Source organism: Pandoraea sp. (assembly GCF_041919235.1).
Lineage (GTDB): Bacteria > Pseudomonadota > Gammaproteobacteria > Burkholderiales > Burkholderiaceae > Pandoraea.
This window is the reverse complement of sequence record NZ_JAYRUC010000006.1, coordinates 203,681-224,034: the sequence shown is the minus strand read 5'-3', so window position 1 is coordinate 224,034 and position 20,354 is coordinate 203,681. Positions and strand designations below refer to the sequence as shown.

The following is a 20,354-nucleotide window of genomic DNA, read 5'->3' as shown; positions in this document are numbered from 1 at the left end:
CGAACAGGACCGTGAAACAACTCCACGCCGATGATAGTGCGGATACCCGTGTGAAAGTAGGTAATCGTCAGGCTCCCCTAAAAACCCCTTGCTGCAACGCGCAGCAAGGGGTTTTTGCTTTTCTGCGAGCAGTTCTTGCGCCGCCTCTTCCTATCTTCCTATCCAATTCAATCCCGCTGGTCGATGCCAGCGGGGGCTGAGCCTTCAACGAAGGCGAGGCGCATTTCGCAACCAATTCAAGGGGCCGAGTCTTCCTATGTGGCCGATCTTGGTTCATGCACGAGCGCGGGTGCTTCGAAGATCAATTCGCTTGATCGCGTAATTTCATCCAGATCATCTCAAACCGAGTCGCGGAACGATACTCTGTCGGCACGCCTCGATTGCCACGGCTCGATCGCTGCGATGCAGGTCGACAAATCGTCGCGGCGCTCACATGCCTGGATCTCCCCGTTGGTTCGACTCGCGATTCGTTGGAACAGGTCAGGTCTCATGGTGTTTGAGGTTGATCTCACCCGCCCTTAGACTCCTGTAGCGGAGCGCGACATCGGTCAGTGTCGAGCCGCACCGTCTTGACGACGTTCGCTAGCGCGTACCCCAGCGATTAGCGGCCATGCGCAGCAGTGCGGCGTTGGCAGCGCGCAAGTCGAACAACTCCGCGTCAAACCCGGGGCCAACCCAGCTTCTGTAATGTTCGGCCTCTTCGCTTTCTGGATGGTTCTGCAGTGCGTCCAGAAACGCCGCATATCCGGGCGGGCCACCGACATCTTCCGGGGGGCAAGCGCGAGCCCCATCAATAACAGTCGCTACGCCCCAGGGTTCGCGCTCAATCGTTTCGACCTTCTCAACGACAATGTCGTGATCCCAGCCATCTCCGAAGTCGTATCGATAAAGCACGCGCGAGCCAAGCTGCACGACCTTATGCAATCGAATCTTGCGGTCGTCGAACGTCGTGTCCGGATTCGCGAAGTCCAGCACATCGTCGACCTCGAACATGGCGTAGGTATTTCCGTCGATCAGGAAGTCGTGGAGGTGCCTATCCGTCCAGCCGAACGCCGCCTGCACAATATGATGCAGCTTACGTAGCGACTCAGTACCTTCAACTGCGATGCGACGCCAGATGGGCGGTTCGATATGCTGAAGCTGAACACGTAGGGTATAACGCTGGAACGATTTTGCCATCTGATCTCCAAGGAACGGGAAGCCGGTGCCATTATCGTCCGACAATGCCAAAGTGGCCTCGTGAAATAGCTGCATTGTTTCGTCGTTTCGATGCTTCACTGAGCCAGTGAGTGATTCGATGATTCGGTGATTCGGTGATTCAGTGACTCGGTGATCGACAACGTACGCTAACACGTCTTAACGTTGCGTTTTGACGGTAAATCCGCCCAGTTGGTGCCGCAGGGGGATTGCCCCAACTTCGCCGAATGCCATACCGTCCGAGAAGGAGCTCGAAGCAAATGGCATCCGCGTGCCTAGCGAAATCGCCAGAGGCATCGGTTGGCGGAAGGCTCGACGGTGAAAGACGCATAATTGTGCCCGCACACCTGGCGAACGTGCTCCCCGATTTTCGCGTGGCTAGTCAGTGTCGAACGCCAGCCGAAGCTGGGCAGGATCTTCGACGCGTGGTTGGCGACGGCGCAACAACGCTACGCTTCGTCCGCCGTGAGTATCTGCTGGTAGTTCGAGCGAACTCAGGCGAAACGCCGGACGACTCAATTGCAGAACCTTTAGCGATGTCGGCGCCCGACGCACCGAGGCGGACACTGCCGATGCCGCTGATGCCGCTGATGCCGCCGATGCCGCCGATGCCGCCGATGCCGCCGATGCCGCCGGTGCCGCCGGTGCCGTCGATGCAGCGGATGTCACCGATGCCACGGGCCCCTTCGCTTCCGAAGTGCCGGCGGCCTCGGCCGCGTCGTTCATCCGCTGCGATGCAGCAAGGCGCCGGCCCAGCAGACGGTAAATGTCGGGGTCGAAGCCGGTCACGGCGGGCATGCGCTCCACGAAGGCGTCAAGCGCCTCTCGCGTCTTCACGCTACCCATATACTGCCAGCGGTCGATCACGTGATATTCGACTTCGGCTGCGTGGGTGCCCCGTTCTTCGATCGCGATGGGGCCATCGTACGGCCAGGTTTCCAACCGCAATGTGGCGAGCGCGTCCCGAACCCGCTCGGTGTGCACAGCCTGCGACATATCACCGACGCACACGCCGTCACAACGCTTAACCTGGTACCCAAAACACGGACGCCCCGCTGCAACTTTCTCCAGCCCGAGTTGAGCACAGCACAGGCGATGTTCGTCAGCCAGCACCCGCAACGCGTTCTCCGCCCGCGTGCGCGACGAGAAGGTGCCATACAAGGCCTCGGCGCTGGCGAAGTCGACCGCCTTCGCACTCACCAACTGCGGGGTATCGCTATCCGATGCGAGCTGCCAGCTATAAAGCGGGGACGCCCGGCGCAGCAGACGGTTGTGCACCGGCTGCAACTGTTTGACCCATTGGGATTCCAGCAGTAGCGCGCCAAGCTCGCCTGCCGTGCGCCGAGCTTCCACACGCCTGATTTCCTGCGAGATGCGTAGATCCTTGGCGACTTGATGATCGCTGGAAAAGTGCGAGCGCACGCGCGCCCGGATGTCGACGCTCTTGCCAACGTAAAGCAATCTGTCGTCTTCACCATAGAAAAGGTAGACGCCTGGGCCATTCGGCAACGCATCGATGGCCTCATCAGGCAACTGCGGCGGCTGACTCGAGCGCTTGGTGACACGTTGCACCGCTTGATGGATCAAGTCGGGCGCGTAAATCGTGTGGAGCTTCTGCCAGAACTGCCACAGCAGATCGGCGTCGGCCAGTGCGCGATGGCGGCCAAGCGGGGCGAGGCCGAAGCGTGCAATCAGCGCGTCCAGACCATGGCGCGCCGCCGAGGGAAACAACAGGCGCGAAAGACGCACCGTACAAAGCACGTCCGCCTGAAACGAGATGCCGACGCGCCGAAACTCATTCTTGAGAAAGCCATAGTCGAAGCGTGCATTGTGGGCGACGAAGAGCTTGCCGTGCAGGCGTTCCGACAGCCCATGCGCCAGTGTCTCGAACGACGGCTGACCGCGCACCATCTCGTTGGTAATCCCAGTCAACCGTTGGATGAACGGCGGAATCGGCTCGCCAGGATCGAGCAATGTGCTCCACTGTTCCACCCCATGCGGGCCAACTTCCACCACCCCGATTTCCGTGATGCGGTCGTCGAGTGCATTGCCGCCCGTCGTCTCCAGATCGACGAACACCATCGGCGACGGGAGCGCGCGAGCAAGTGTATCCGGGTCCATCCCCTCCGGGAGGACGGGGGCATTGGCGTCTTCGGTCGCGATGTCAAACACTTCCTGAACCTCGTTGAGCGGATGAGCGTCGGCCAAGGCTCAGGCCGGGCACGCCGAACTTTTGGCCCGCGAAGCGATGCAAAAGACTGATGGGCCCACCGCAAACGGGCCCGCGTCGTCAGCCTGCAGATCGTCTCCGGCGAATGCCGCGACGATGGCGCGGAACGCCGCCGGGGCCGGGGCGTCCGGCCAGTCCAGATCGACGAGCGCATCGAGTGGCGGCAGTTCGCCGTCACGACGCAAGGCCTCGTCGCCCGGCAAACGGAGCAGGCGCGCAAGCACCCAAGGCTCATGTCGCGCCTGCAGCCCGATATCCGCCTCCGCCTCATCGGCGATAGCCACGAGCGTACGCCAGTTCAGCGTCAACGCCGATATCGCTTCGCTCGATGGACTCGATCGGCCCAAGCCGTCCGTTTCCGCGCCAGCGAACGACAATGCGGCTTGCGCAGCCCCAGGACGCTGTTGCATATAACGCGCGGTGATCGCGTGTACGATGCCGGCAAGGTCGCGTTCGGCCGCGTTCAGCGCTCGTTGATCCCAGTCGATGATTTCCATATGACATTCCTCGATTGGAGAACATGATACTGTATAAAACAACAGTGGTCGAGCCACCTAAACCGACGCAGTTTGCCAGGGTCGCCGCCGCCGTCTTCGCATGTAATACTCTGCGCCATGCCAACCGCACAGGAGCTTGCCCTCGATGTTGACCCTGTACACCTTCGGCCCGGCCTTCGGGCTGCCCGACGCGAGTCCGTTCGTCGTCAAGGCGGAGATGCTGCTCAAACTCGCCGGACTTCCGTATCAGACGGATCGCGGCGGATTTCGGCGCGCGCCCAAGGGCAAACTGCCTTATATCGATGACAACGGCGAGATCGTGGCGGACTCGACGCTGATCCGCTTGCACATCGAACACAAATACGGGTTCGATTTCGACGCCGGTCTCACGCCCGAACAACGCGGCGCGGCATGGATGTTCGAGAAGGCGCTGGAGGATCACTTCTATTGGCACGTGGTGCAGGCGCGCTGGTGTGACGACGAGAATTTCGCCAAGGGACCGGCGTCGTTCTTCAAGGCAATTCCCTGGCCAGTGCGTGCGCTCGCGCAAGGGCTTATTCGTCGCAAAGTCCGTCGCACGCTCCACGGGCAGGGCACCGGGCGCTATACGCCGAACGAGCGGACACAATTGCTCAAGCGCGGCGCGCAAGCCGCCGCGCAACTGCTTGGCGACAAACCGTACTTTTTCGGGAACGCGCCGTGCGGCGCGGATGCCACGGCCTTCGGATTCATCGCGAGCGCGATGTCGCCGCAATTTCGCATGACACTGCGCGACGAGATCGAGGCGCATCCGAACCTGAGGGCGTATGTCACGCGCATGCGGCACGAGTTCTTCCCCGACGCGGCCAGCGGCTCACGCCCTTGACGCACAACAGCCGAGACGCGCCGAATCAGCCTGCCTCGGATGTCGTCTCGTCGCTGGAAAGCACATCGGAGAGCACGAGGTTGCGTCCGGAAATCTTGGCGGCATACAGTGCCCGGTCGGCGCGCATGCAAAGCGCTTCGAGGCTTTCATGCGCGTGCCAGGTCGCCACACCGCCACTGAGCGTGTAATGACACACGCCGAATGGACCGGCCACCAGATGGCGGCTCGCCTGCGTGCGCAGCCGCTCGGCAATGCGGATCGCCCCCGGCGTGTCCGTGCCCGGCAACAGCACTGCAAATTCTTCACCCCCCAGCCGCCCGAAAACATCGCCCTCCCGCAGACTCTCGCGTACGAGCTTCACGAATTCGCGAAGCACGGTGTCGCCGCCCGCATGACCGTGCGTGTCGTTGATCTGCTTGAAATGGTCGAGATCGATGACCACGATCGACAGCGGCCAACTGCGGGCCAGCGCCCGTGCCATCTCCTGACGCGCGAGCAGGTCGAAGTGCTTGCGTGAGAGCGCTCCGGTCAGATAGTCGCGGTTGGCGGCTTCTTCGGCCGTGGCAAGCATGGCGTCGTGAATCATCATGACCGAACCCATCGTCATGGCCGGCATGACAATCGTGCCGATGGTCAGCATCACGGCGTTGAACGTCGTGGGCGCGAACACTTCGGGGCCGGGCGCAGACGTCCACGCGAAAATCACGCCGCGCACGGCATGCCCGATGGCGAACGCCGCCGCGAGGCTGGCCGTCAGCCAATAATTGTACGGATGCCGGCGCGGCGGGACGTGCCGCGCAATGAGCACGGACGTCGCGATCAACCACGCCGAGTGATAGGCGGAGACGACGACAACGCGCATCTGCGGATCGTCCGTGCCGTAAAACCAGAACAGGACCGCGGCGGCGAGCACGCCCAGCGATGCGCAAAGCACCCGCCAATGCGGCGGCTGGCCGAGAAAGCGGGCACAGCCCGCGTAGTAAAGCAGCAGGCTGCCGGCGAGCGTGACGTTGGCAACCGGAATCGACAGGAAGTCGGGAACGATACCGCGCAGGGCAAACAGCGGCAGGGCGACGAGCACGGCGACATTGGCGAAGCACCATTCGCGAACGCCTGCCACGCGCGAGCGTAGAAGAGACCCCATGATCAGCAACATCATGAAGCTGAGCAGTGAGGTGATCGCGAGCAGGGACGTCGTCAACATGGCGATGACCAACGGGGGGAAGCGGGCATATGCTGTGCATTGTAATGTACGCTGCTACGCGCGTTATGTACGTTATGTACGTTACGCGCCAGTAGAATGGCGGGACCCGTCATCTTTTATGCCAAGGAGTTTGCGTCAATGCCGATGACCCGCCCCTACGCGTTACCTCGTCCCAAGCGTTTGCACCGGTTGCGGCAGTGGCGTTCGTTTCGCCTGCCGACGCTGGCCCTCGGTGTGGCCGTAGCCGCAAGCCTGTGCGTCATGCCAGTCCAGGCGCAGCAAGAACCGCTGCAGCGCCGCTTGGCTCAGCCGCCGCTGTTTTCCGCACCGGGCAGCAACGTGCGGGCACCGGCAGTCGATGTCAACCGCGACGTGCGTCCTCCACTCGAAGCCGCCAACCTCTGGCTCGGACTCGCGGACGTCAATCGTGCGAAGCAGAGTTGGTCGCAGGCGGCGCCGGTGTTTCAGCGAGCGATCTCGGCCGACGCCTGGGCGCGGAGCCTGCAAGCGGCCCGAGCGCCGCTGGGGAAAGTGAAGTCGCGCACGACCAAGGACGCCGTGTTCACGCGCACCCTTCCCGGCCAGCCGGACGGCGAATACGTGGTGATTCAATACGACACGGTCTTTGAGAACAAGGCCAAGGCAAGCGAGATGGTGACGACGGTCCTCGGCATCGATAACCGTTGGCGCGTTGCAGGCTACCTGGTGCGCTGAGGCCGGGGCGCAGGCCGTGCGTGGCTGGCCCGTTCGCTGTGTCGATTCATCGCGGCAACGCCGGCTCGACGATACCCATCGTTGTCTCGACATGGCCTCGCGCGATCCGCTCGGCCCGTTCTTCGTCGTGCGCGCGCAGGGCGGCGAGCAATTCGCGGTGCTGCGCGTTGGTGGCCGTTAATTGTTCATCCGAGAACATGACCGGGATGCGCAGCGCCCAGTAATAGAACTGGGCCCGCTCGTTAAAGTGAGCCAGTACCACGTTGTCTGCCGCCTTCGCGATCAGGTTGTGGAATTCAGTGTTCAGACGGTTCAGGGCCAAGCGCGGCAAGTGGTCTCCCGGCTCCATCTGCTCGATGAGCGCGGCCAGCGTGTCGCAGGCGTGCGGCGTGATCTTGCGGGCGGCGAGTCGCGCCGTCGCGGCTTCGATCGCCACCCGGCTCTCGAAGATCGCACGGACTTGCAGATGATCGACGCCCTGGACTTCCCAGCCGCGATTGCGGGCGATAAAACCTTCACCCTGCAGGATGAGCAGTGCTTCGCGCACGGGGGTGCGGCCGACCCCGAGCAACTGAATCAGTTCGTCTTCGATGAGACGTTGTCCCGGTTTGAGTTCTGAGGCGAGAATCATGCTGCGGATCTTCGTCCGCACTTCACCAGTAATCAGGTTGCAGGGCGCTTTCATCTGAGACTTGTCTTCCATTGAGCGGCGTGCGCGCCGTGGACTTCGACGAGATGCCGTGACCATGCCCGGCGTCTCGGGGCACAGGCCGCGTTCTGCGCGCACCCCATGCCGCTGCGGATTTTACCGAGTTTCTCCCGGCGCCCTGAAAACCCTCCCCCAAGCATCAACGCCTTCGTGACCCGATGCGCTGCGCACGATTGCGCGCAGGTTTCGCACAATTTTTTCGGTTTCCGAAGCGAGTGCTCGCTTATATGGGTAAGTGAAGCGCGTAAAGCATTCTGAAACGCCCGTTGCAGCTAGATTTCCGCCAAGCCACTTCCGTATCGTCCCGCACGGCCCCGGCGTTGCGGGTACCGAAACATGCGCCGCGCGAGGGGACTCGGAAAATTGATGAAGATATGAATGAACGAGGCGGACCAGACCTGCATCCACCGAGCGATGCGCGACATTGCGTTGCTTCTGGTCGCCTTCGATAGAGCGCTCACTGCGGCAGACGTGTTACCCGTGTGGCGCCAGAAGTTGCGCGAATGCGACCGTTCGGTATCGCGTGCCATCCAGCGTCTGAGTGCCGTCGGCTTGACGTGTGCTGTCAACGGCTCCACGGGGGGGCGATGAGGACGTGCAAGGAGAAGTGCATTCGCCTCCGCAGCATCGTTTATTTCATTTTTGGAAATAAACGATTATAAAACATCGTATTTATCATCAATGTGCGCACGAATAGACTTCAACTGTCGACGATGAATTGAACATCGCCTCTCTCAACAGACAGGAGAAACATCATGAAGCGCGCGCTTATTACCTCTGCCTTGATTTCCACTATGCTGGCCGTGTCGGCCGGTTCGGCGTTCGCCAGCGACGCTTTCGACGGTCCTTCGGAATTCTCATGGGTGCCACAAACCAGCGTACTCACTCGCGCTCAGGTTCGTGACGATCTGATCCAGGCGCAGCAGGCGGGGCGGGTCGTGCAACACGACACCGTGTATCCGAAGGCTGTGTCCGGTGCACAATCGGCGGCCGCGGCTACACCCGTGACGGCTGGATCGGTTGGTGGCCTGCAACAGGCAGGCACGACTTATTTCGGTAACTAAGTCTCACCGACTTCCCTTGCGTACACCTCCCCGCCTCGCGTCAATCCGCCGGGGGCCAACGCCATGAGCGACGCGGAAGGTGGCGTCATGGGACTCGCTTCGTGGCGACGAACGGTAACGTGACGAGCCCGACGAGATAGCGTGCGCTGGCCGGCGTGGGGTTGTGGAAGCCGATCGGTTGATCGAGCCGCATCGCGAGACAATCGCCGCTATCGAGCCGCCATGTGACGTTGCCCAGCGTAATTTCCAGCGTGCCGTCGATCATCCAGATCTGCTGCCAGACTTCGTTGTCTCGCGCTCCGGTATCGTAGGCGACACGCTCGCCCGCCGGGAACTGCACTTCGACGAACTGTAGCGGCGACGGCTGCGCCGGCGAAAGATTGCGTCTTACGTAGCCGGAATCCGGATCGGTCCAGACCGGCTGGTCGGCACGGCGCGCGAGGGGGGAGGGCGGCGTGCCTTCCTCGGCGTGTGCGTCGAACAACGACGCGAGCGTGACGTCGAGCGCCGTCGCAAGCTTGTCGAGCACGTTGGCCGTCGGGCTGGTCTGTGCCCGCTCGATAAGCGAAATGCTCGAACGACTCACGCCGCTGCGCTCCGCCAGCGTGTCAAGGGAGTAGCCGCGCTCGTTGCGCAGTTCGCGCACGCAGCGGGCAATGCGTTCGTTGATGTTCATGTTATCCATTTTACTGGAAATTAATTTCCAGTAAAATGGATGCATCGTTCATGCCGTCATCCGCGGCTTCTTGTTTGCGGGACCACCCAAATGACTTCTTCGCTCATCGTTCGCGACGCCATCGATTCCGATCTCCCCGCCATTCGCGATATCTACAATGACGCCGTCGAGCACACGACGGCCATCTGGAACGAAGTGCTCGTCGACACCGACAACCGGCGCGAATGGCTCGCGGCGAGAGTCACGCGAGGGTATCCGGTGATCGTGGCCGAGCGCGAAGACAAGGTTGTGGGATACGCGTCGTTCGGCGACTGGCGCGCATTCGACGGTTATCGTCACACGGTGGAGCATTCGATCTATGTGGACAAGAATGCGCGCGGCGGCGGCATTGGCGAGACGCTCATGCGTGCGCTCATCGAGCGCGCGCGCATTCTCGACATTCACGTGATGATCGCGAGCATCGAAGCGCAGAACGCGCCCTCGATCCGTCTGCACGAAAAGCTCGGCTTCCGTAATGTCGGCACGTTCAGCGAAGTCGGCACGAAGTTCGGCCGTTGGCTCGATCTCACGTGCATGGAGTTGCGTATCGCCTGAACGCGCCGCAACCCGCGCTGCACAATCAATTCGATGCCGCTATGTCCAAAAGGATATAGCGGCATTCTTCACTGGGTATAAGCAACATCACGCCGTCGGAATATCGTCCCCGCTCGCCCGCCGCACGGCGTGCAGCGCGTGCCCCCTCACCCCCGTGCTCGCGCAGAGCGTCATGTTCAACCTTGTCATTCGCGGAGTCGGCGTGTAGCCTTGACACGTCCGATGTCACTCATGAGGCGTGTTCCTGTAGGACTTCGCGAGCGCATCACGGCAGGTGAATGTCACGCATTGTGATCATGCATCGTGGGTCGATGGCGGGGTGTCCGGCGTTGCGGCCCCGTGATCGTTGCAGTGCCGTTTTGTGGTTCGCGAGCTTTGTGATCGTGATACATCCCCCCAAAACAAGACGGACGGAACGCTTATGCCGCGCCTGCCAAGAAAACACTGTCCACCTGCGGCTGTGTCGAGCGATGACGCTCGACCCGATGCTGCGTCCGAATCCCCCCACGCTTCCGGTCCGTCCACGAGTCCCGATACCGCACCTGGCTTCGCCGTGTCGCGTCGTGGGTTTCTCAAGGTGACGGTGATCGCAGGTATTTCGGTGTACATCGCGCCGTTGGGCAGTCGTGCGTTCGCTGCGCTGTTCGAAGACAGGAATCTCACCCCGGTTGCGTGGGACGCCGCCAAGGGGCAAGCGAAGTTCCGCATCGATGGCACGGCCAAGGTGACCGGCGCCAAGATTTTCGCGCGCGACGTGCGCGCCCGCGACATGCCGGGCTGGCCCGCGCAGCAAGCGCATGCTTTCGTGCTGCGCACGACGCTGGCCGATCGTCCGTATCTCGGCTTCGATCTTTCGCGCCTGGCCGACGGGCTGCAACCGGACCGCGTCGTGACGGCCGAGGATCTCGCGCGCGACGGGATCGCTTTCCCGGCGTTCTACGGCGATGACATGCTGCTGCCGGCCGGCAAGACGCCTGCCTATCTGGGGCATGCGGTGGCGATTCTGATTTATCGCGACTTCACGCGATTTCGCTTTGCCAAGGACAAGCTCAAGTTTCACGACGAGATCATTCGCTACGGCGACGTCACGGGCCCGCTCGAACGCGATCCCTGGGGCAGCTTCCGCTTTGTGCGCGTGGGCGGCAAGACGGCATATGACGATGACGTCTACTCGAGTCTGAAAGACGCACCGATCTTCCCGAGCATGATGCGCAAGCATCTGCCCGTCTGGCCCGACGGCAACGACCACGGCAAGCTCGACGAACAAGGCATGGCCCACGCGGACACGATTCGCGAGTCGCTCGCACACCCGCCGGCCGACTGGCTGGTGATGTCGCGCGAGTACCGCACCCAGTCGGTCGATACGGCGGCGCTCGAGCCCGATAACGCCAACTGCTGGTACGACGCGGCGTCACAGACGCTGCACATGGTCGTGCCGACGCAATCGCCGTCGGAAGTCGCGGAGAACGCTGCGGCCATGGCTGCCAAGGGCCACTTCCCGGTCAAGCGCCTGATCGTCTACCCGTGCTACACCGTGGGCTACGGATCGAAGGATCACTACAACATGCCGTTTTACGGTCTGGCGGCGGCGATGTACGGCGACGGGCTGCCCGTGCGGCTGGCCAACGATCGCTACGAACAGTTCCAAACGTCGCTCAAGCGCCACGCGTTCACGCTGCGGTATCGCATCGGCGTCGACAAGCAGAGCGGCCTGCTCCAGGCGTTTGCTGCCGACATGGAGTGCAATGGCGGTGGCCGGATGAACTTCTCGCCCTCGGTGGCGATGGTCGCGGCGACGGCGGCCCAGTCGATCTATTACTTCCCGCAGAGCGATCTCGCCAGCGTCGCATTGGCCTCACGTGCGATCGACGCCGGCTCGGCGCGCGGCTATGGCACGTTGCAGTCGATGGCGGCCACCGAAATGATGATCGACGAGATGGCGGCGCAACTCGGCGTCGACGCCATCGATTTCCGCCTCAGGAACGCCTTGCGTTCGGGCATGAAGAACACCCAGGGTGCAATTCCGGCGGGTGCCGTGCGTGTGGACGAAGTGCTTGCCCGCGCCAAGGCGCATCCGCTGTGGACGCAGCGAGACGAGAAGAAGGCCGAGTTCGAGGCGGCGCATCCGGGGCGTCGCTATGGGGTGGGATTCGCCTGCGTGCAGAAGGACTTCGGCACGGGTGCCGAAACCTCGTTCGCGCGCGTGGAGATCGACGAGACCGGCAAGATCTCGTTGTATCACACGGCCGCCGAGATCGGCACGGGCACGTCGACGTCGCAGGCCGTTGCCGTGGCGAAATGGCTCGGGATGCCCGCCACGGAAGTGCATATCGCGATGACCGACTGGCCGGAGCTCCCCGTGGTGACAAGCGGCGACCCGTATCTGATGTCGCAGGCCGATCAGGATAGATTCGCTGCCAATCCGCGTTGGTCGCCGGGATATGCGTCGCCGTCGAGCGCGACGAACTCCGCGTTCTATTTCACCCACAGCACGCGAGAAGCGGCGCGCTTGCTCTTCATGCAAGGGCTATGGCCGGCGGCGCTGTCGATCTGGGGGCGCGGACTCGGCGGCGGTCAGGCCGCACCGCTGGTGGTACGTCCTGAAGACGCGCGCTGGGTTGACGGCAGGCTCTCGGCCGCAGGGCTCGAGCCGCTGCCGTTACCCTTGCTCGCCAAGACGGCACACGCATTGGGACGGGTGACCGGCGCGACGGTGCACGTCTTCAACCGGTGGCAGTGGGCTGAAGCGGACTGGGATCTCGGGGACGGTGTAACCCAGCGATTGCCCGTCGACGGCATTGCCCTGCGCTTTGGTCAGGGCAGTGCGAACCCGACGGTTGGGGCAGTACCGTTGTCTGCCGCACAAACGCCTGTCGTCAGGGGCCCGCATCGCAGCGGCAATGCCCCGACAAAGCCCGCATCACCGGCCGTCGCTGCGGCGGCCGCCGCCGGTGCGTCAGGCGCGAACGGCGCATCGTCGCTCAACACATCACTCAACCCAGCGCTCGCAGGGATGCAGATCGCAGCCCCCGTGCCGGGCACGGGCTACCGCACCATCGACCGCAAGCGCGTGTATTACCCGCCGGTGCAACGCAACAACGCCGCTGTGACCTACTACAGCGCCGTTGGCACCCTCGTCGAACTGTCGGTGCACGAGGCGACCGGCAAGGTCGAACTGCTCGCGCACCATTCCATCGTCGAATGCGGCAACCAGATTTCGCCGCAACTGGTGTCCGGCCAATTGCAGGGCGGTCTCGCGATGGGCATCGGCCACGCGTTGCACGAATATCTGCCGCTTTACGAAGAGGGTCCGGGCAACGGCACGTGGAACTTCAACCGATATCACCTGCCGCGTGCGCTCGACGTGGCTGTGTGGACGCAAACGGGGGAAGTGCTGCCACCGATTTCCGAGACCGACGTGCCCAAGGGCATCGCGGAAGTGGTCATGATTCCTGTGGTGGGCGCGATTGTGAACGGTCTCGCGCACGCGATCGGCCATCGATTTACGGATTTGCCGGTGACACCGGAGAAGATCCAGGAGGTACTGGCATGACGGATGCTTCAAGCGCACCGCAGGCCGCGTCGGACGCCACGGCGACGATCGGCGCGGGACAAGACATGAACGGCGCGAGCGCCGCATCGGCACCGGGCGCCGCGAGCGCGACGACGGCCTCTCAGAGCAGCAAGGCGCCGTGGGAAACCTTGCCCGTGAGCGTGAAGGTCAATGGCGCATCGCACGGACCGATGGACGTGCCCGCCGGTCTGATGATGATCGACTTTCTGCATGAGACGCTGGGCCTGACGGGGTCGCGCCTGGGGTGTGGGCAGGGCATCTGTCACGCCTGCGTGGTGATCGTCGATCATGCGGACGGTAGCAGCGAAACCGTGCGCACCTGCATCACGGGCGCGAACTATTTCGACGGCAAGACGGTGCGTACGGTGGAAGGCCATGCGACGCGCGATGCCGACGGCAAGCTCACGCTCGCGCCGATCCAGCAGGCGTTTCTCGATCACTTCAGCTTCCAGTGCGGCTACTGTACGCCGGGCTTCGTGAACGCGGCGACGGTGCTGATCGAGCGTCTGAAGCGCAATCCGGTTGCGCGCGCCGATCTTGAAGCCGCGATCACCGAAGGACTCAACGATCAGATCTGCCGGTGCACGGGGTACGTCCGCTATTACGAGGCCGTGCGCGATGTCGTTCTCAAGACGCCCGGCTGCATCAAGGACGCGAAATGAGGGATGCGAAATGAGGGACGCGAAATGAGGGACGCGAAATGAGGGGATACGCCATGGGCCTGAATCGCGTCACCCGATGGAGCGCACGCGCCGCTTGCCTTGCTGCGGTGCTGCTCGTGGCCGCCTGCAACGACTCGACGGCGCCCAAGCCGCCTCGGCCCGCGCAGCCGCCGATGCCCAAGACGTCGATGGTGCCTTCGCCTTCGCCGGTGGCGAATGCGGCGGTGGCGGACGCATCGAGTGCATCGAATGCACTGAATGCACCGAACGCCACGGTATCGCCGGTCAGCGCTGAGGCGGGGTCCCCCGCGTCGGCGGCTTCGGCGGCGAATGCTTCCTCGGAATGGGTGGCTCGCGGCAGGTATCTGGCGCGTGCGGCCGATTGTGCGGCCTGTCACACGAGCGCGAGCGGTGCGCCATTTGCGGGCGGGGTACCGCTCAAGTCGCCGTTCGGTACGTTCTACGGTACCAACATCACCCCGGACAAGACGAACGGCATCGGTGGCTGGACGGCCGACGACTTCTACCGGGCGCTTCACGACGGGGTGGCTCCCGACAAGGCGTTGTATCCGGCCATGCCATACACCTCGTATCGGCAGATGAGCCGCGCGGACAGCGACGCCATCTACGCGTATCTGATGTCGGTGAAGCCGGCCGCCGTACCGAACCGCAAGCACGATCTCTCGTTCCCGTACAACCTGCGCTTCGGCATGCGCGTGTGGGACTGGCTGTTCCTGAAGGACACGCTGCCCGATGCTTCGAAGGGGCAGTCCGCCGACTGGCTTCGCGGGCGTTACCTTGCGAACGCCCTGGGTCATTGCGCGGAATGTCATACTCCGCGCGGCACGTTCGGGCAACTGGACGGCGCGAAGCCGCTCGGCGGGGCGGCGCTTGCGCGGATTGCCGCGCCCGACGTGACACCCGAAGCGCTCGCGGCACGCGGCTGGACGCTCAAGGATCTGCAAACGTTCTTCGGCACGGGGATCGCCCCGCAAGGGTCGGCATTCGGCGAGATGTATCCGGTGGTGCATCTGAGCACGCAATTCCTCACGCCCGACGATCTGCGCGCGCTATCGACGTATCTGCTCGGCGATTCGCCGCCTGCGCCGACGCCGTTGCCGGCGCATCCCGACACGAGCCGATTGAAGGCGGGCCGCAATCTGTACCTCGCGGTTTGCGCCGGCTGCCATGCGGCCGACGGCACGGGCAAGCCGCATGTGGCCGTGTCGATGCTGGGGAATTCGACGGTGCGCCAGAAGGACCCGCGCAATCTGATTGTCGCGATCCTCGACGGCATCGAGCCGCAGCAATTCCCGGGACTGGAAGCGATGCAGGACATGCCCGGCTTTGCCCGGCAACTCACCGATGCGCAGGTCTCCGAGCTTAGCAATTACCTGCGTGTGGCCTATGGCGCGCAGGCGGGCGACGTGAATTCCGAGATCGTCAGACAACTTCGCCAGAAGTGATCGAATGCCCCGTCGCGCGGGACGACATGGCGCATAATGACGCGCCATGTCTCGCACACAACGCCTCTTCTCTTTGATGCAATTGCTGCGCCGTCACCGTTACCCGGTCGCGGGGGCGGCGCTGGCCGATTCGCTTGGCGTGAGCCTGCGCACGCTCTACCGGGACATTGCCGTGTTGCAGGCGCAGGGCGCGCACATCGAGGGTGCGCCGGGCGTGGGCTACGTTCTGAAGCCGGGTTTTCTGCTCCCGCCGCTGATGTTCTCGGAAGAGGAAATCGAGGCCATCGTGCTGGGCTCGCGCTGGGTCGCCAAGCGCACCGACGGCGCGTTGGCCGAAGCCGCAGCCAATGCGTTGGCCAAGATCGCGGCGGTACTCCCCGCCGACCTGCGCGGGGCGCTCGAGGCATCGACGCTGCTCATCGGGCCGGGCGACCCGTTGCCACCGGCGATCGTCGATCTGACCGACATTCGCGAAGCCATTCGTGCCGAGCGCAAACTCCAGTTGTCCTACCGCGACGAAGCCGGACGTGTGTCCGAGCGCGTTGTCTGGCCATTCGCGCTCGGCTACTTCGACCGTATCCGCATGATTGTCGCGTGGTGCGAACTACGCGAGGGCTTTCGCCATTTCCGCGCGGACCGCATCGTGGCGATGGTTGTGACCGAGACGCGCTACCCGCGTGGGCGGCGCGCGTTGCTCAAGACCTGGCGCGAAACGACCGGCAGGACGTGAGGCCCGGCAGTCTTCGCAACCGTCCGGAGCGTTTGTCACTACTGACAAAAATTGACAGCATGCTTTCGTACGATGTCATCCATGGCAGCGCGCGGCGGCCCCGAACATTCGGGGGCCGACGAGGCGAGATGTCATTCATAACAATCGACAGGAGCTAGTCACGATGCATCCGAACATGGTCAATCTGTATGTTGCGAGCCCTCCCGAGAGTGCGGCGTTTTATGCTGATTTATTCGATCTCGAGCCGGTCGATGTGTCACCCGGGTATGCGTTGTTCGTGTTTGCGTCGGGACTGAAGCTCGGGCTGTGGGCGCGCTTTGGTGTGGCGCCGACGGCCATTGCGCCGCCGGGCGGCAGCGAAATCGTGTTGCCGGTGGCGTCCAGCGCACATGTGGACGCCACATGGGAAGACTGGCGTGCGCGGGGCATCACCATTTTGCAGGCGCCGACGACGATGCCGTTTGGGCGCACGTTTGTCGCGTCCGACCCGGACGGACACCGGCTGCGTGTGTACAAACTCGCCGACGAGGCGCAGTGATGCGACCTGCGGCGAGGAACGCACGGGCTTGATCTTCGATGCAACCCCATGGCGCTCGCCGCAGCAGTGGCCTACTTCGTGGCGGCCGTCTTCACGAGCACGGGGGTGTCGCGATACTGCGCGGGAAAGAGGCGTTTGTTGTCTTTCACTTTAGGCAGGTCGTTGATGACGATGTACGGATACGTCGGGTGCTCGGCGAGGAAGTCCTGATGATAGGTCTCGGCGGCGTAGAAGCCCGTGTACTTTTCGACCCGCGTGGCGATCGGCCTGGCGTAAGCATGCGAGGCGTCGAGCTGTGCGATGTATGCGTCGGCGACATGCCGCTGCGCCTCGCTCATCGGGAATACGGCCGAGCGGTATTGCGTGCCGGTGTCGGGCCCTTGACGATTGAGCTCGGTCGGATTGTGCGCGACGGAGAAATAGATCTGCAGGAGCTTCCCATATGAGACTTGCTGCGGATCGAACGTCACTTCAACCGATTCGGCGTGCCCCGTCGACCCGCTGCTGACGGTTTCGTAATCGGCCGTTTTTGCGGTGCCGCCCGCGTAACCGGACACGGCCTTCGTCACGCCCTTCACGTGTTGAAAGACGCCTTGCACCCCCCAGAAGCAACCCCCGGCGAACACGGCCGTCTCGGTGCGGGCCGCCGTGGCGGGCTCGTCGAGCTTCGGGGCGGCGATTTCGACCGCCGCTTCGGCGCCGCCGAACGCGTAGGCGCCAACTTGCAAGACGAGCACGCCGGCGGCGGCTGCGGCGGCGCCGAGCAGTACACGTCGCACCCGGGATACGGGTGACATGCGACGTTTCGATTGGCCCACGGTTTCGTCGCGGGCTTGGGGCGATTGATGCAGATCGAATGGGGTCATTTGAAATCTCCCGGCGTCCTTGGACGCCTCGGTGGTGGCAGTTGTTGAAATGGGGGCAGGTTCGCGACGTGAGATGCCGTGTCTCGTCGCGCCCCGTCGAGCGCAAACAGCATCAACCGAACGTGAAGGCGTAGGCGGACACGCCAGGATCGAGAAACTCGATGGCGAACGTGTGATCGCGTACCTCGCCCGGCTGGCGTACCAACTGATACAGGCGTTGCGAGGTCACGGTGCCGGTGCCATCGGGCGCGACGTCGGCGCCATGGGCGTTGCCGGGGGCTTGGCCGTCGAGCGTTACGCGAAATCGCACGGGCTTGCCGCTGACCCCGCCGACCCCGCCGACCCCGCCGACGTTGGGCCCGAGCACGAGGTGCAGGTCACGGGCATGAAAGCGATAGACGATACCGGCACCGCTCTGCGTGGCGATGGCGGCCTGCGCGCCAACGCGCCAACCACCGGCCAAACCCCAGTGGTTGAGCGAAGGCATTGACGGCGCGCGGTAAACGTTGGCCTGATCGCGCACGACGCCGCCCGGAGAGGCGAAGTTGTCCGCGCGTTCGTACCCGACATACGTCTCGGGCGAGCGAACGTCACGCATGTCGGCGGCTTGCTGGACACCCGTCGCTTGCACATCGGCAATGCCGCTGGCGACCTGCTTGGCACCCGCCTCGCGCAGGAGTTGCTGGATCACGCGTTCAGACTCGGCATAGTTGCCTTCGCCGAAGTGGTGATAACGCACCCGACCCTGCGCGTCGATGAAGTAATGCGCGGGCCAGTACTGGTTGTTGAAGCCGCGCCAGATGGCGTAGTTGTTGTCGATGGCGACCGGGTAGTCGACCCCCAGATCGTGCACGGCCTTCTTCACGTTGCCGATATCGCGCTCGAACGCGAATTCGGGGGCATGTACGCCAATGACGACGAGACCTTGGTCGCGATATTTTTGTGCCCACGCCTTCACATAGGGCAGCGTGCGCAGACAGTTGATGCAGGAGTAAGTCCAGAAGTCGACCAGCACGACCTTGCCGCGAAGGGCTTGCGCGGTGAGCGGTGCCGAGTTCAGCCATTGCACGGCGCCGTCGAGCGAGGGCAATTGGCCCTCGACGGGCAACGGTGCGGGGGCATCGGCGGCGGTGCGCAGCATCGCATTGCCGGCGGCCACCGGGGCAGGTCCGTTGGCGTTGGCGTTGGCGTTGGCGTTAGCGTTGGCGCCAGCATTGGCTTGGTCGGCGGGCGACGCCTTGGCAACGGCGGTGTCGTGACGACGTGCGCCAAGCTGGTCGACGAGCTTTTGCTCAAGGCTTCCCGTCGAGGCCGTCGAGAGTTGCGCAAGCACGCCAGTGTCGAGACCCAGCGCAATGGCCGCGACGCCGGCCAGCATCAGCCCACCGAGCGCACGACGAATCCATTCGCCTGCCCCGAGCGAGCGCTTCATGGCAGAGAAGACGCGTCCGCCGACGATCAGAGCCAGCCCGAGCGACGTGGCGGCACCGGCCGCATAGGCGATCAGCAGGAGTGTGGTGCCGGCGCTTGCGCCTTGTAGCGCTGCCCCTGTGAGGACCAGGCCGAGAATCGGGCCTGCGCACGGGGCCCAGAGCAGGCCGGTGGCAATGCCCAGCAGGAACGACGCCCCGGGACGCGGGCCTGCGGCTGCGTTGCCCGCGGCGGTGCCGTCACCGCGCGCAGACTGCGATAGCCGGTCGCCCAGCGACACGAGCGGATGCGTGAGGCGTTCGGCGAGTTTCGGGAAGAGCAGCGTTGCACCGAACAGCGCAACGAGGGCGAGGGCGAGCCAGCGGCCATACTGGTTGGCCTGCACGACCCAGCTTCCGCCGACGGCGGCGAGCGTTGCGACCAGCGCGAACATCAGCACCATGCCCGCGAGCATTGGCAGCACGCTGCGCGAGAAAGATTGACCGGCTCGCGAGAAAACGAACGGCAACACCGGAAGAATGCACGGACTGACGATCGTCAGAATCCCGCCGAGGTAGGCAAGGATGAGCAAGGTCATGAAGCGCTCCTTGAGCAACGCCCATCGGCCGGGCGACGCGCAGGGTTATGAGACGCCCCCCATGGCTGAGGGCGGGGGACCGGGCGGCTGACCGGGCGGCGCACCCCGGTCGGGAGTGGCGTTGGCCACGCGAACGCGATAGTCATGCGGGTTGCGGATGGAACGTCATGGCCAGGCCGTTCATGCAATACCGCAGGCCTGTCGGCTTCGGACCGTCATCGAACACATGGCCCAGATGCCCGCCGCAACGCCGGCAATGAACTTCCGTGCGTACCATGCCGAAGGTCGTGTCGGTGTGTGTCCCCACCGCATGCTCGAGCGGCGTCCAGAAGCTTGGCCAACCGGTGTGGCTGTCGAATTTCGTGCGGGAAGAAAAGAGCGGCAGTGCGCAGCCGGCGCACGCGAAGGTGCCGGCACGGTGTTCGTCGTTGAGCGGACTCGAGTAGGGGCGCTCAGTGCCCTGTTGGCGCAGGATCTCGTATTGTGCGGGTGTCAGGCGCTTGCGCCATTCGGCGTCGCTGTAGGCGACCTCGAAGTGCTCGGGGGCGTTGGTGCGACGGGCGTCGTCGGCGCGTGCGGGGCGTACCAGACGCGATCCCAGCCCGGCGGCGACAGCGGCGGCAGCGGCTGCCGCTGCCGTGGCGCTCAACAGGAATGCGCGGCGCGACGGCTTGGTGCCGGCGCTTGCCGCGACCGCGCGCGACGGCTTGCGCGAATGATTATCGGAATAACGCATGAAATCCTCCGGTCAGTAGGCCGA

At 63.7% G+C, this 20,354-nt stretch carries 20 protein-coding genes; 11 read left to right on the top strand and 9 right to left on the bottom strand.

What is annotated here, in order from left to right; translation table 11 throughout:
- Positions 1–200 (top strand): hypothetical protein (locus ACE3UG_RS07065; RefSeq protein WP_374621515.1); only part of this gene is annotated, 200 nt, incomplete at its 5' end.
- A gap of 382 nt (positions 201–582) precedes the next feature.
- Here ACE3UG_RS07065 and ACE3UG_RS07060 read toward each other — a convergent pair.
- From ACE3UG_RS07060 to ACE3UG_RS07050, 3 genes are all read right to left on the bottom strand, one after another.
- Positions 583–1,179, bottom strand: a complete 597-nt coding sequence (locus ACE3UG_RS07060; RefSeq protein ID WP_374621567.1) for a plasmid pRiA4b ORF-3 family protein — start codon at positions 1,177–1,179, stop codon at positions 583–585.
- 396 nt (positions 1,180–1,575) lie between these two features.
- A complete protein-coding gene (locus tag ACE3UG_RS07055) occupies positions 1,576–3,318 on the bottom strand; it encodes an exonuclease domain-containing protein (RefSeq protein ID WP_374621564.1) in 1,743 nt (580 codons plus the stop codon).
- A 90-nt stretch (positions 3,319–3,408) separates the two neighbouring features.
- Positions 3,409–3,924 (bottom strand): hypothetical protein, encoded by a 516-nt coding sequence (locus ACE3UG_RS07050; RefSeq protein WP_374621512.1) that lies wholly within the window; start codon positions 3,922–3,924, stop codon positions 3,409–3,411.
- 145 nt (positions 3,925–4,069) lie between these two features.
- Between ACE3UG_RS07050 and ACE3UG_RS07045 the strand changes: the two genes are divergently transcribed.
- Positions 4,070–4,789: a glutathione S-transferase C-terminal domain-containing protein gene (locus ACE3UG_RS07045; RefSeq protein WP_374621508.1), complete on the top strand. Its 720-nt coding sequence runs from the start codon at positions 4,070–4,072 to the stop codon at positions 4,787–4,789.
- A gap of 25 nt (positions 4,790–4,814) precedes the next feature.
- Here ACE3UG_RS07045 and ACE3UG_RS07040 read toward each other — a convergent pair whose 3' ends face one another.
- Positions 4,815–5,993 carry a GGDEF domain-containing protein gene (locus tag ACE3UG_RS07040; RefSeq protein ID WP_374621505.1) on the bottom strand — a complete coding sequence of 393 codons (1,179 nt, stop codon included), beginning with the start codon at positions 5,991–5,993 and terminating at the stop codon, positions 4,815–4,817.
- Between the two features lie 138 nt (positions 5,994–6,131).
- On the opposite strand from ACE3UG_RS07040, the gene ACE3UG_RS07035 reads away from it, so the two are divergent.
- Entirely contained in the window at positions 6,132–6,707 is a 576-nt protein-coding gene (locus ACE3UG_RS07035) for a DUF4019 domain-containing protein (RefSeq protein WP_374621502.1), read from the top strand.
- 46 nt (positions 6,708–6,753) lie between these two features.
- Here ACE3UG_RS07035 and ACE3UG_RS07030 read toward each other — a convergent pair whose 3' ends face one another.
- A complete protein-coding gene (locus ACE3UG_RS07030; protein WP_374621500.1) occupies positions 6,754–7,392 on the bottom strand; it encodes a GntR family transcriptional regulator in 639 nt (212 codons plus the stop codon).
- A gap of 402 nt (positions 7,393–7,794) precedes the next feature.
- Between ACE3UG_RS07030 and ACE3UG_RS07025 the strand changes: the two genes are divergently transcribed.
- The gene (locus ACE3UG_RS07025; protein WP_374621497.1) at positions 7,795–8,007 is read left to right on the top strand and encodes a hypothetical protein; all 213 of its coding nucleotides are present in this window, start codon (positions 7,795–7,797) and stop codon (positions 8,005–8,007) included.
- A 164-nt stretch (positions 8,008–8,171) separates the two neighbouring features.
- Positions 8,172–8,480 (top strand): DUF4148 domain-containing protein, encoded by a 309-nt coding sequence (locus ACE3UG_RS07020; RefSeq protein ID WP_374621494.1) that lies wholly within the window; start codon positions 8,172–8,174, stop codon positions 8,478–8,480.
- 85 nt (positions 8,481–8,565) lie between these two features.
- On the opposite strand, the gene ACE3UG_RS07015 is transcribed toward ACE3UG_RS07020, so the two are convergent.
- Entirely contained in the window at positions 8,566–9,156 is a 591-nt protein-coding gene (locus tag ACE3UG_RS07015) for a helix-turn-helix domain-containing protein (protein WP_374621491.1), read from the bottom strand.
- A gap of 90 nt (positions 9,157–9,246) precedes the next feature.
- Here ACE3UG_RS07015 and ACE3UG_RS07010 point away from each other — a divergent pair, with 90 nt between their 5' ends.
- From ACE3UG_RS07010 to ACE3UG_RS06985, 6 genes are all read left to right on the top strand, one after another.
- A complete protein-coding gene (locus tag ACE3UG_RS07010; RefSeq protein WP_374621488.1) occupies positions 9,247–9,750 on the top strand; it encodes an N-acetyltransferase family protein in 504 nt (167 codons plus the stop codon).
- Between the two features lie 553 nt (positions 9,751–10,303).
- The gene (locus ACE3UG_RS07005; protein ID WP_374621486.1) at positions 10,304–13,303 is read left to right on the top strand and encodes a xanthine dehydrogenase family protein molybdopterin-binding subunit; all 3,000 of its coding nucleotides are present in this window, start codon (positions 10,304–10,306) and stop codon (positions 13,301–13,303) included.
- The gene (locus ACE3UG_RS07000) at positions 13,300–13,986 is read left to right on the top strand and encodes a (2Fe-2S)-binding protein (protein WP_374621483.1); all 687 of its coding nucleotides are present in this window, start codon (positions 13,300–13,302) and stop codon (positions 13,984–13,986) included. Before ACE3UG_RS07005 ends, ACE3UG_RS07000 begins: the two co-directional genes overlap by 4 nt.
- 53 nt (positions 13,987–14,039) lie before the next feature.
- Complete coding sequence (locus ACE3UG_RS06995) at positions 14,040–15,452, top strand: cytochrome c (protein ID WP_374621480.1); 1,413 nt, start codon at positions 14,040–14,042, stop codon at positions 15,450–15,452.
- A gap of 46 nt (positions 15,453–15,498) precedes the next feature.
- Complete coding sequence (locus tag ACE3UG_RS06990) at positions 15,499–16,182, top strand: helix-turn-helix transcriptional regulator (RefSeq protein ID WP_374621478.1); 684 nt, start codon at positions 15,499–15,501, stop codon at positions 16,180–16,182.
- 163 nt (positions 16,183–16,345) lie between these two features.
- A complete protein-coding gene (locus tag ACE3UG_RS06985) occupies positions 16,346–16,720 on the top strand; it encodes a VOC family protein (protein ID WP_374621475.1) in 375 nt (124 codons plus the stop codon).
- 71 nt (positions 16,721–16,791) lie between these two features.
- Here ACE3UG_RS06985 and msrA read toward each other — a convergent pair whose 3' ends face one another.
- The 3 genes from msrA to msrB all read right to left on the bottom strand — a co-directional run bounded on the left by msrA (position 16,792) and on the right by msrB (position 20,330).
- Entirely contained in the window at positions 16,792–17,517 is a 726-nt protein-coding gene (gene msrA, locus ACE3UG_RS06980) for a peptide-methionine (S)-S-oxide reductase MsrA (protein ID WP_374621472.1), read from the bottom strand.
- A gap of 181 nt (positions 17,518–17,698) precedes the next feature.
- Positions 17,699–19,594 (bottom strand): cytochrome c biogenesis protein DipZ, encoded by a 1,896-nt coding sequence (locus tag ACE3UG_RS06975; RefSeq protein WP_374621469.1) that lies wholly within the window; start codon positions 19,592–19,594, stop codon positions 17,699–17,701.
- A 142-nt stretch (positions 19,595–19,736) separates the two neighbouring features.
- Positions 19,737–20,330, bottom strand: a complete 594-nt coding sequence (msrB, locus tag ACE3UG_RS06970; protein WP_374621467.1) for a peptide-methionine (R)-S-oxide reductase MsrB — start codon at positions 20,328–20,330, stop codon at positions 19,737–19,739.
- Positions 20,331–20,354: the final 24 nt, after the last annotated feature.

Excerpts from the sequence above, each read along its gene's own strand:
- ACE3UG_RS07060 (WP_374621567.1), bottom strand. The coding sequence starts at position 1,179 with ATGGCAAAATCGTTCCAGCGTTATACCCTACGTGTTCAGCTTCAGCAT.
- ACE3UG_RS07055 (WP_374621564.1), bottom strand. The coding sequence starts at position 3,318 with ATGGACCCGGATACACTTGCTCGCGCGCTCCCGTCGCCGATGGTGTTC.
- ACE3UG_RS07050 (WP_374621512.1), bottom strand. The coding sequence starts at position 3,924 with ATGGAAATCATCGACTGGGATCAACGAGCGCTGAACGCGGCCGAACGC.
- ACE3UG_RS07045 (WP_374621508.1), top strand. The coding sequence starts at position 4,070 with ATGTTGACCCTGTACACCTTCGGCCCGGCCTTCGGGCTGCCCGACGCG.
- ACE3UG_RS07040 (WP_374621505.1), bottom strand. The coding sequence starts at position 5,993 with ATGTTGACGACGTCCCTGCTCGCGATCACCTCACTGCTCAGCTTCATG.
- ACE3UG_RS07035 (WP_374621502.1), top strand. The coding sequence starts at position 6,132 with ATGCCGATGACCCGCCCCTACGCGTTACCTCGTCCCAAGCGTTTGCAC.
- ACE3UG_RS07030 (WP_374621500.1), bottom strand. The coding sequence starts at position 7,392 with ATGAAAGCGCCCTGCAACCTGATTACTGGTGAAGTGCGGACGAAGATC.
- ACE3UG_RS07025 (WP_374621497.1), top strand. The coding sequence starts at position 7,795 with ATGAACGAGGCGGACCAGACCTGCATCCACCGAGCGATGCGCGACATT.
- ACE3UG_RS07020 (WP_374621494.1), top strand. The coding sequence starts at position 8,172 with ATGAAGCGCGCGCTTATTACCTCTGCCTTGATTTCCACTATGCTGGCC.
- ACE3UG_RS07015 (WP_374621491.1), bottom strand. The coding sequence starts at position 9,156 with ATGAACATCAACGAACGCATTGCCCGCTGCGTGCGCGAACTGCGCAAC.
- ACE3UG_RS07010 (WP_374621488.1), top strand. The coding sequence starts at position 9,247 with ATGACTTCTTCGCTCATCGTTCGCGACGCCATCGATTCCGATCTCCCC.
- ACE3UG_RS07000 (WP_374621483.1), top strand. The coding sequence starts at position 13,300 with ATGACGGATGCTTCAAGCGCACCGCAGGCCGCGTCGGACGCCACGGCG.
- ACE3UG_RS06995 (WP_374621480.1), top strand. The coding sequence starts at position 14,040 with ATGGGCCTGAATCGCGTCACCCGATGGAGCGCACGCGCCGCTTGCCTT.
- ACE3UG_RS06990 (WP_374621478.1), top strand. The coding sequence starts at position 15,499 with ATGTCTCGCACACAACGCCTCTTCTCTTTGATGCAATTGCTGCGCCGT.
- ACE3UG_RS06985 (WP_374621475.1), top strand. The coding sequence starts at position 16,346 with ATGCATCCGAACATGGTCAATCTGTATGTTGCGAGCCCTCCCGAGAGT.
- msrA (WP_374621472.1), bottom strand. The coding sequence starts at position 17,517 with ATGTCACCCGTATCCCGGGTGCGACGTGTACTGCTCGGCGCCGCCGCA.
- ACE3UG_RS06975 (WP_374621469.1), bottom strand. The coding sequence starts at position 19,594 with ATGACCTTGCTCATCCTTGCCTACCTCGGCGGGATTCTGACGATCGTC.
- msrB (WP_374621467.1), bottom strand. The coding sequence starts at position 20,330 with ATGCGTTATTCCGATAATCATTCGCGCAAGCCGTCGCGCGCGGTCGCG.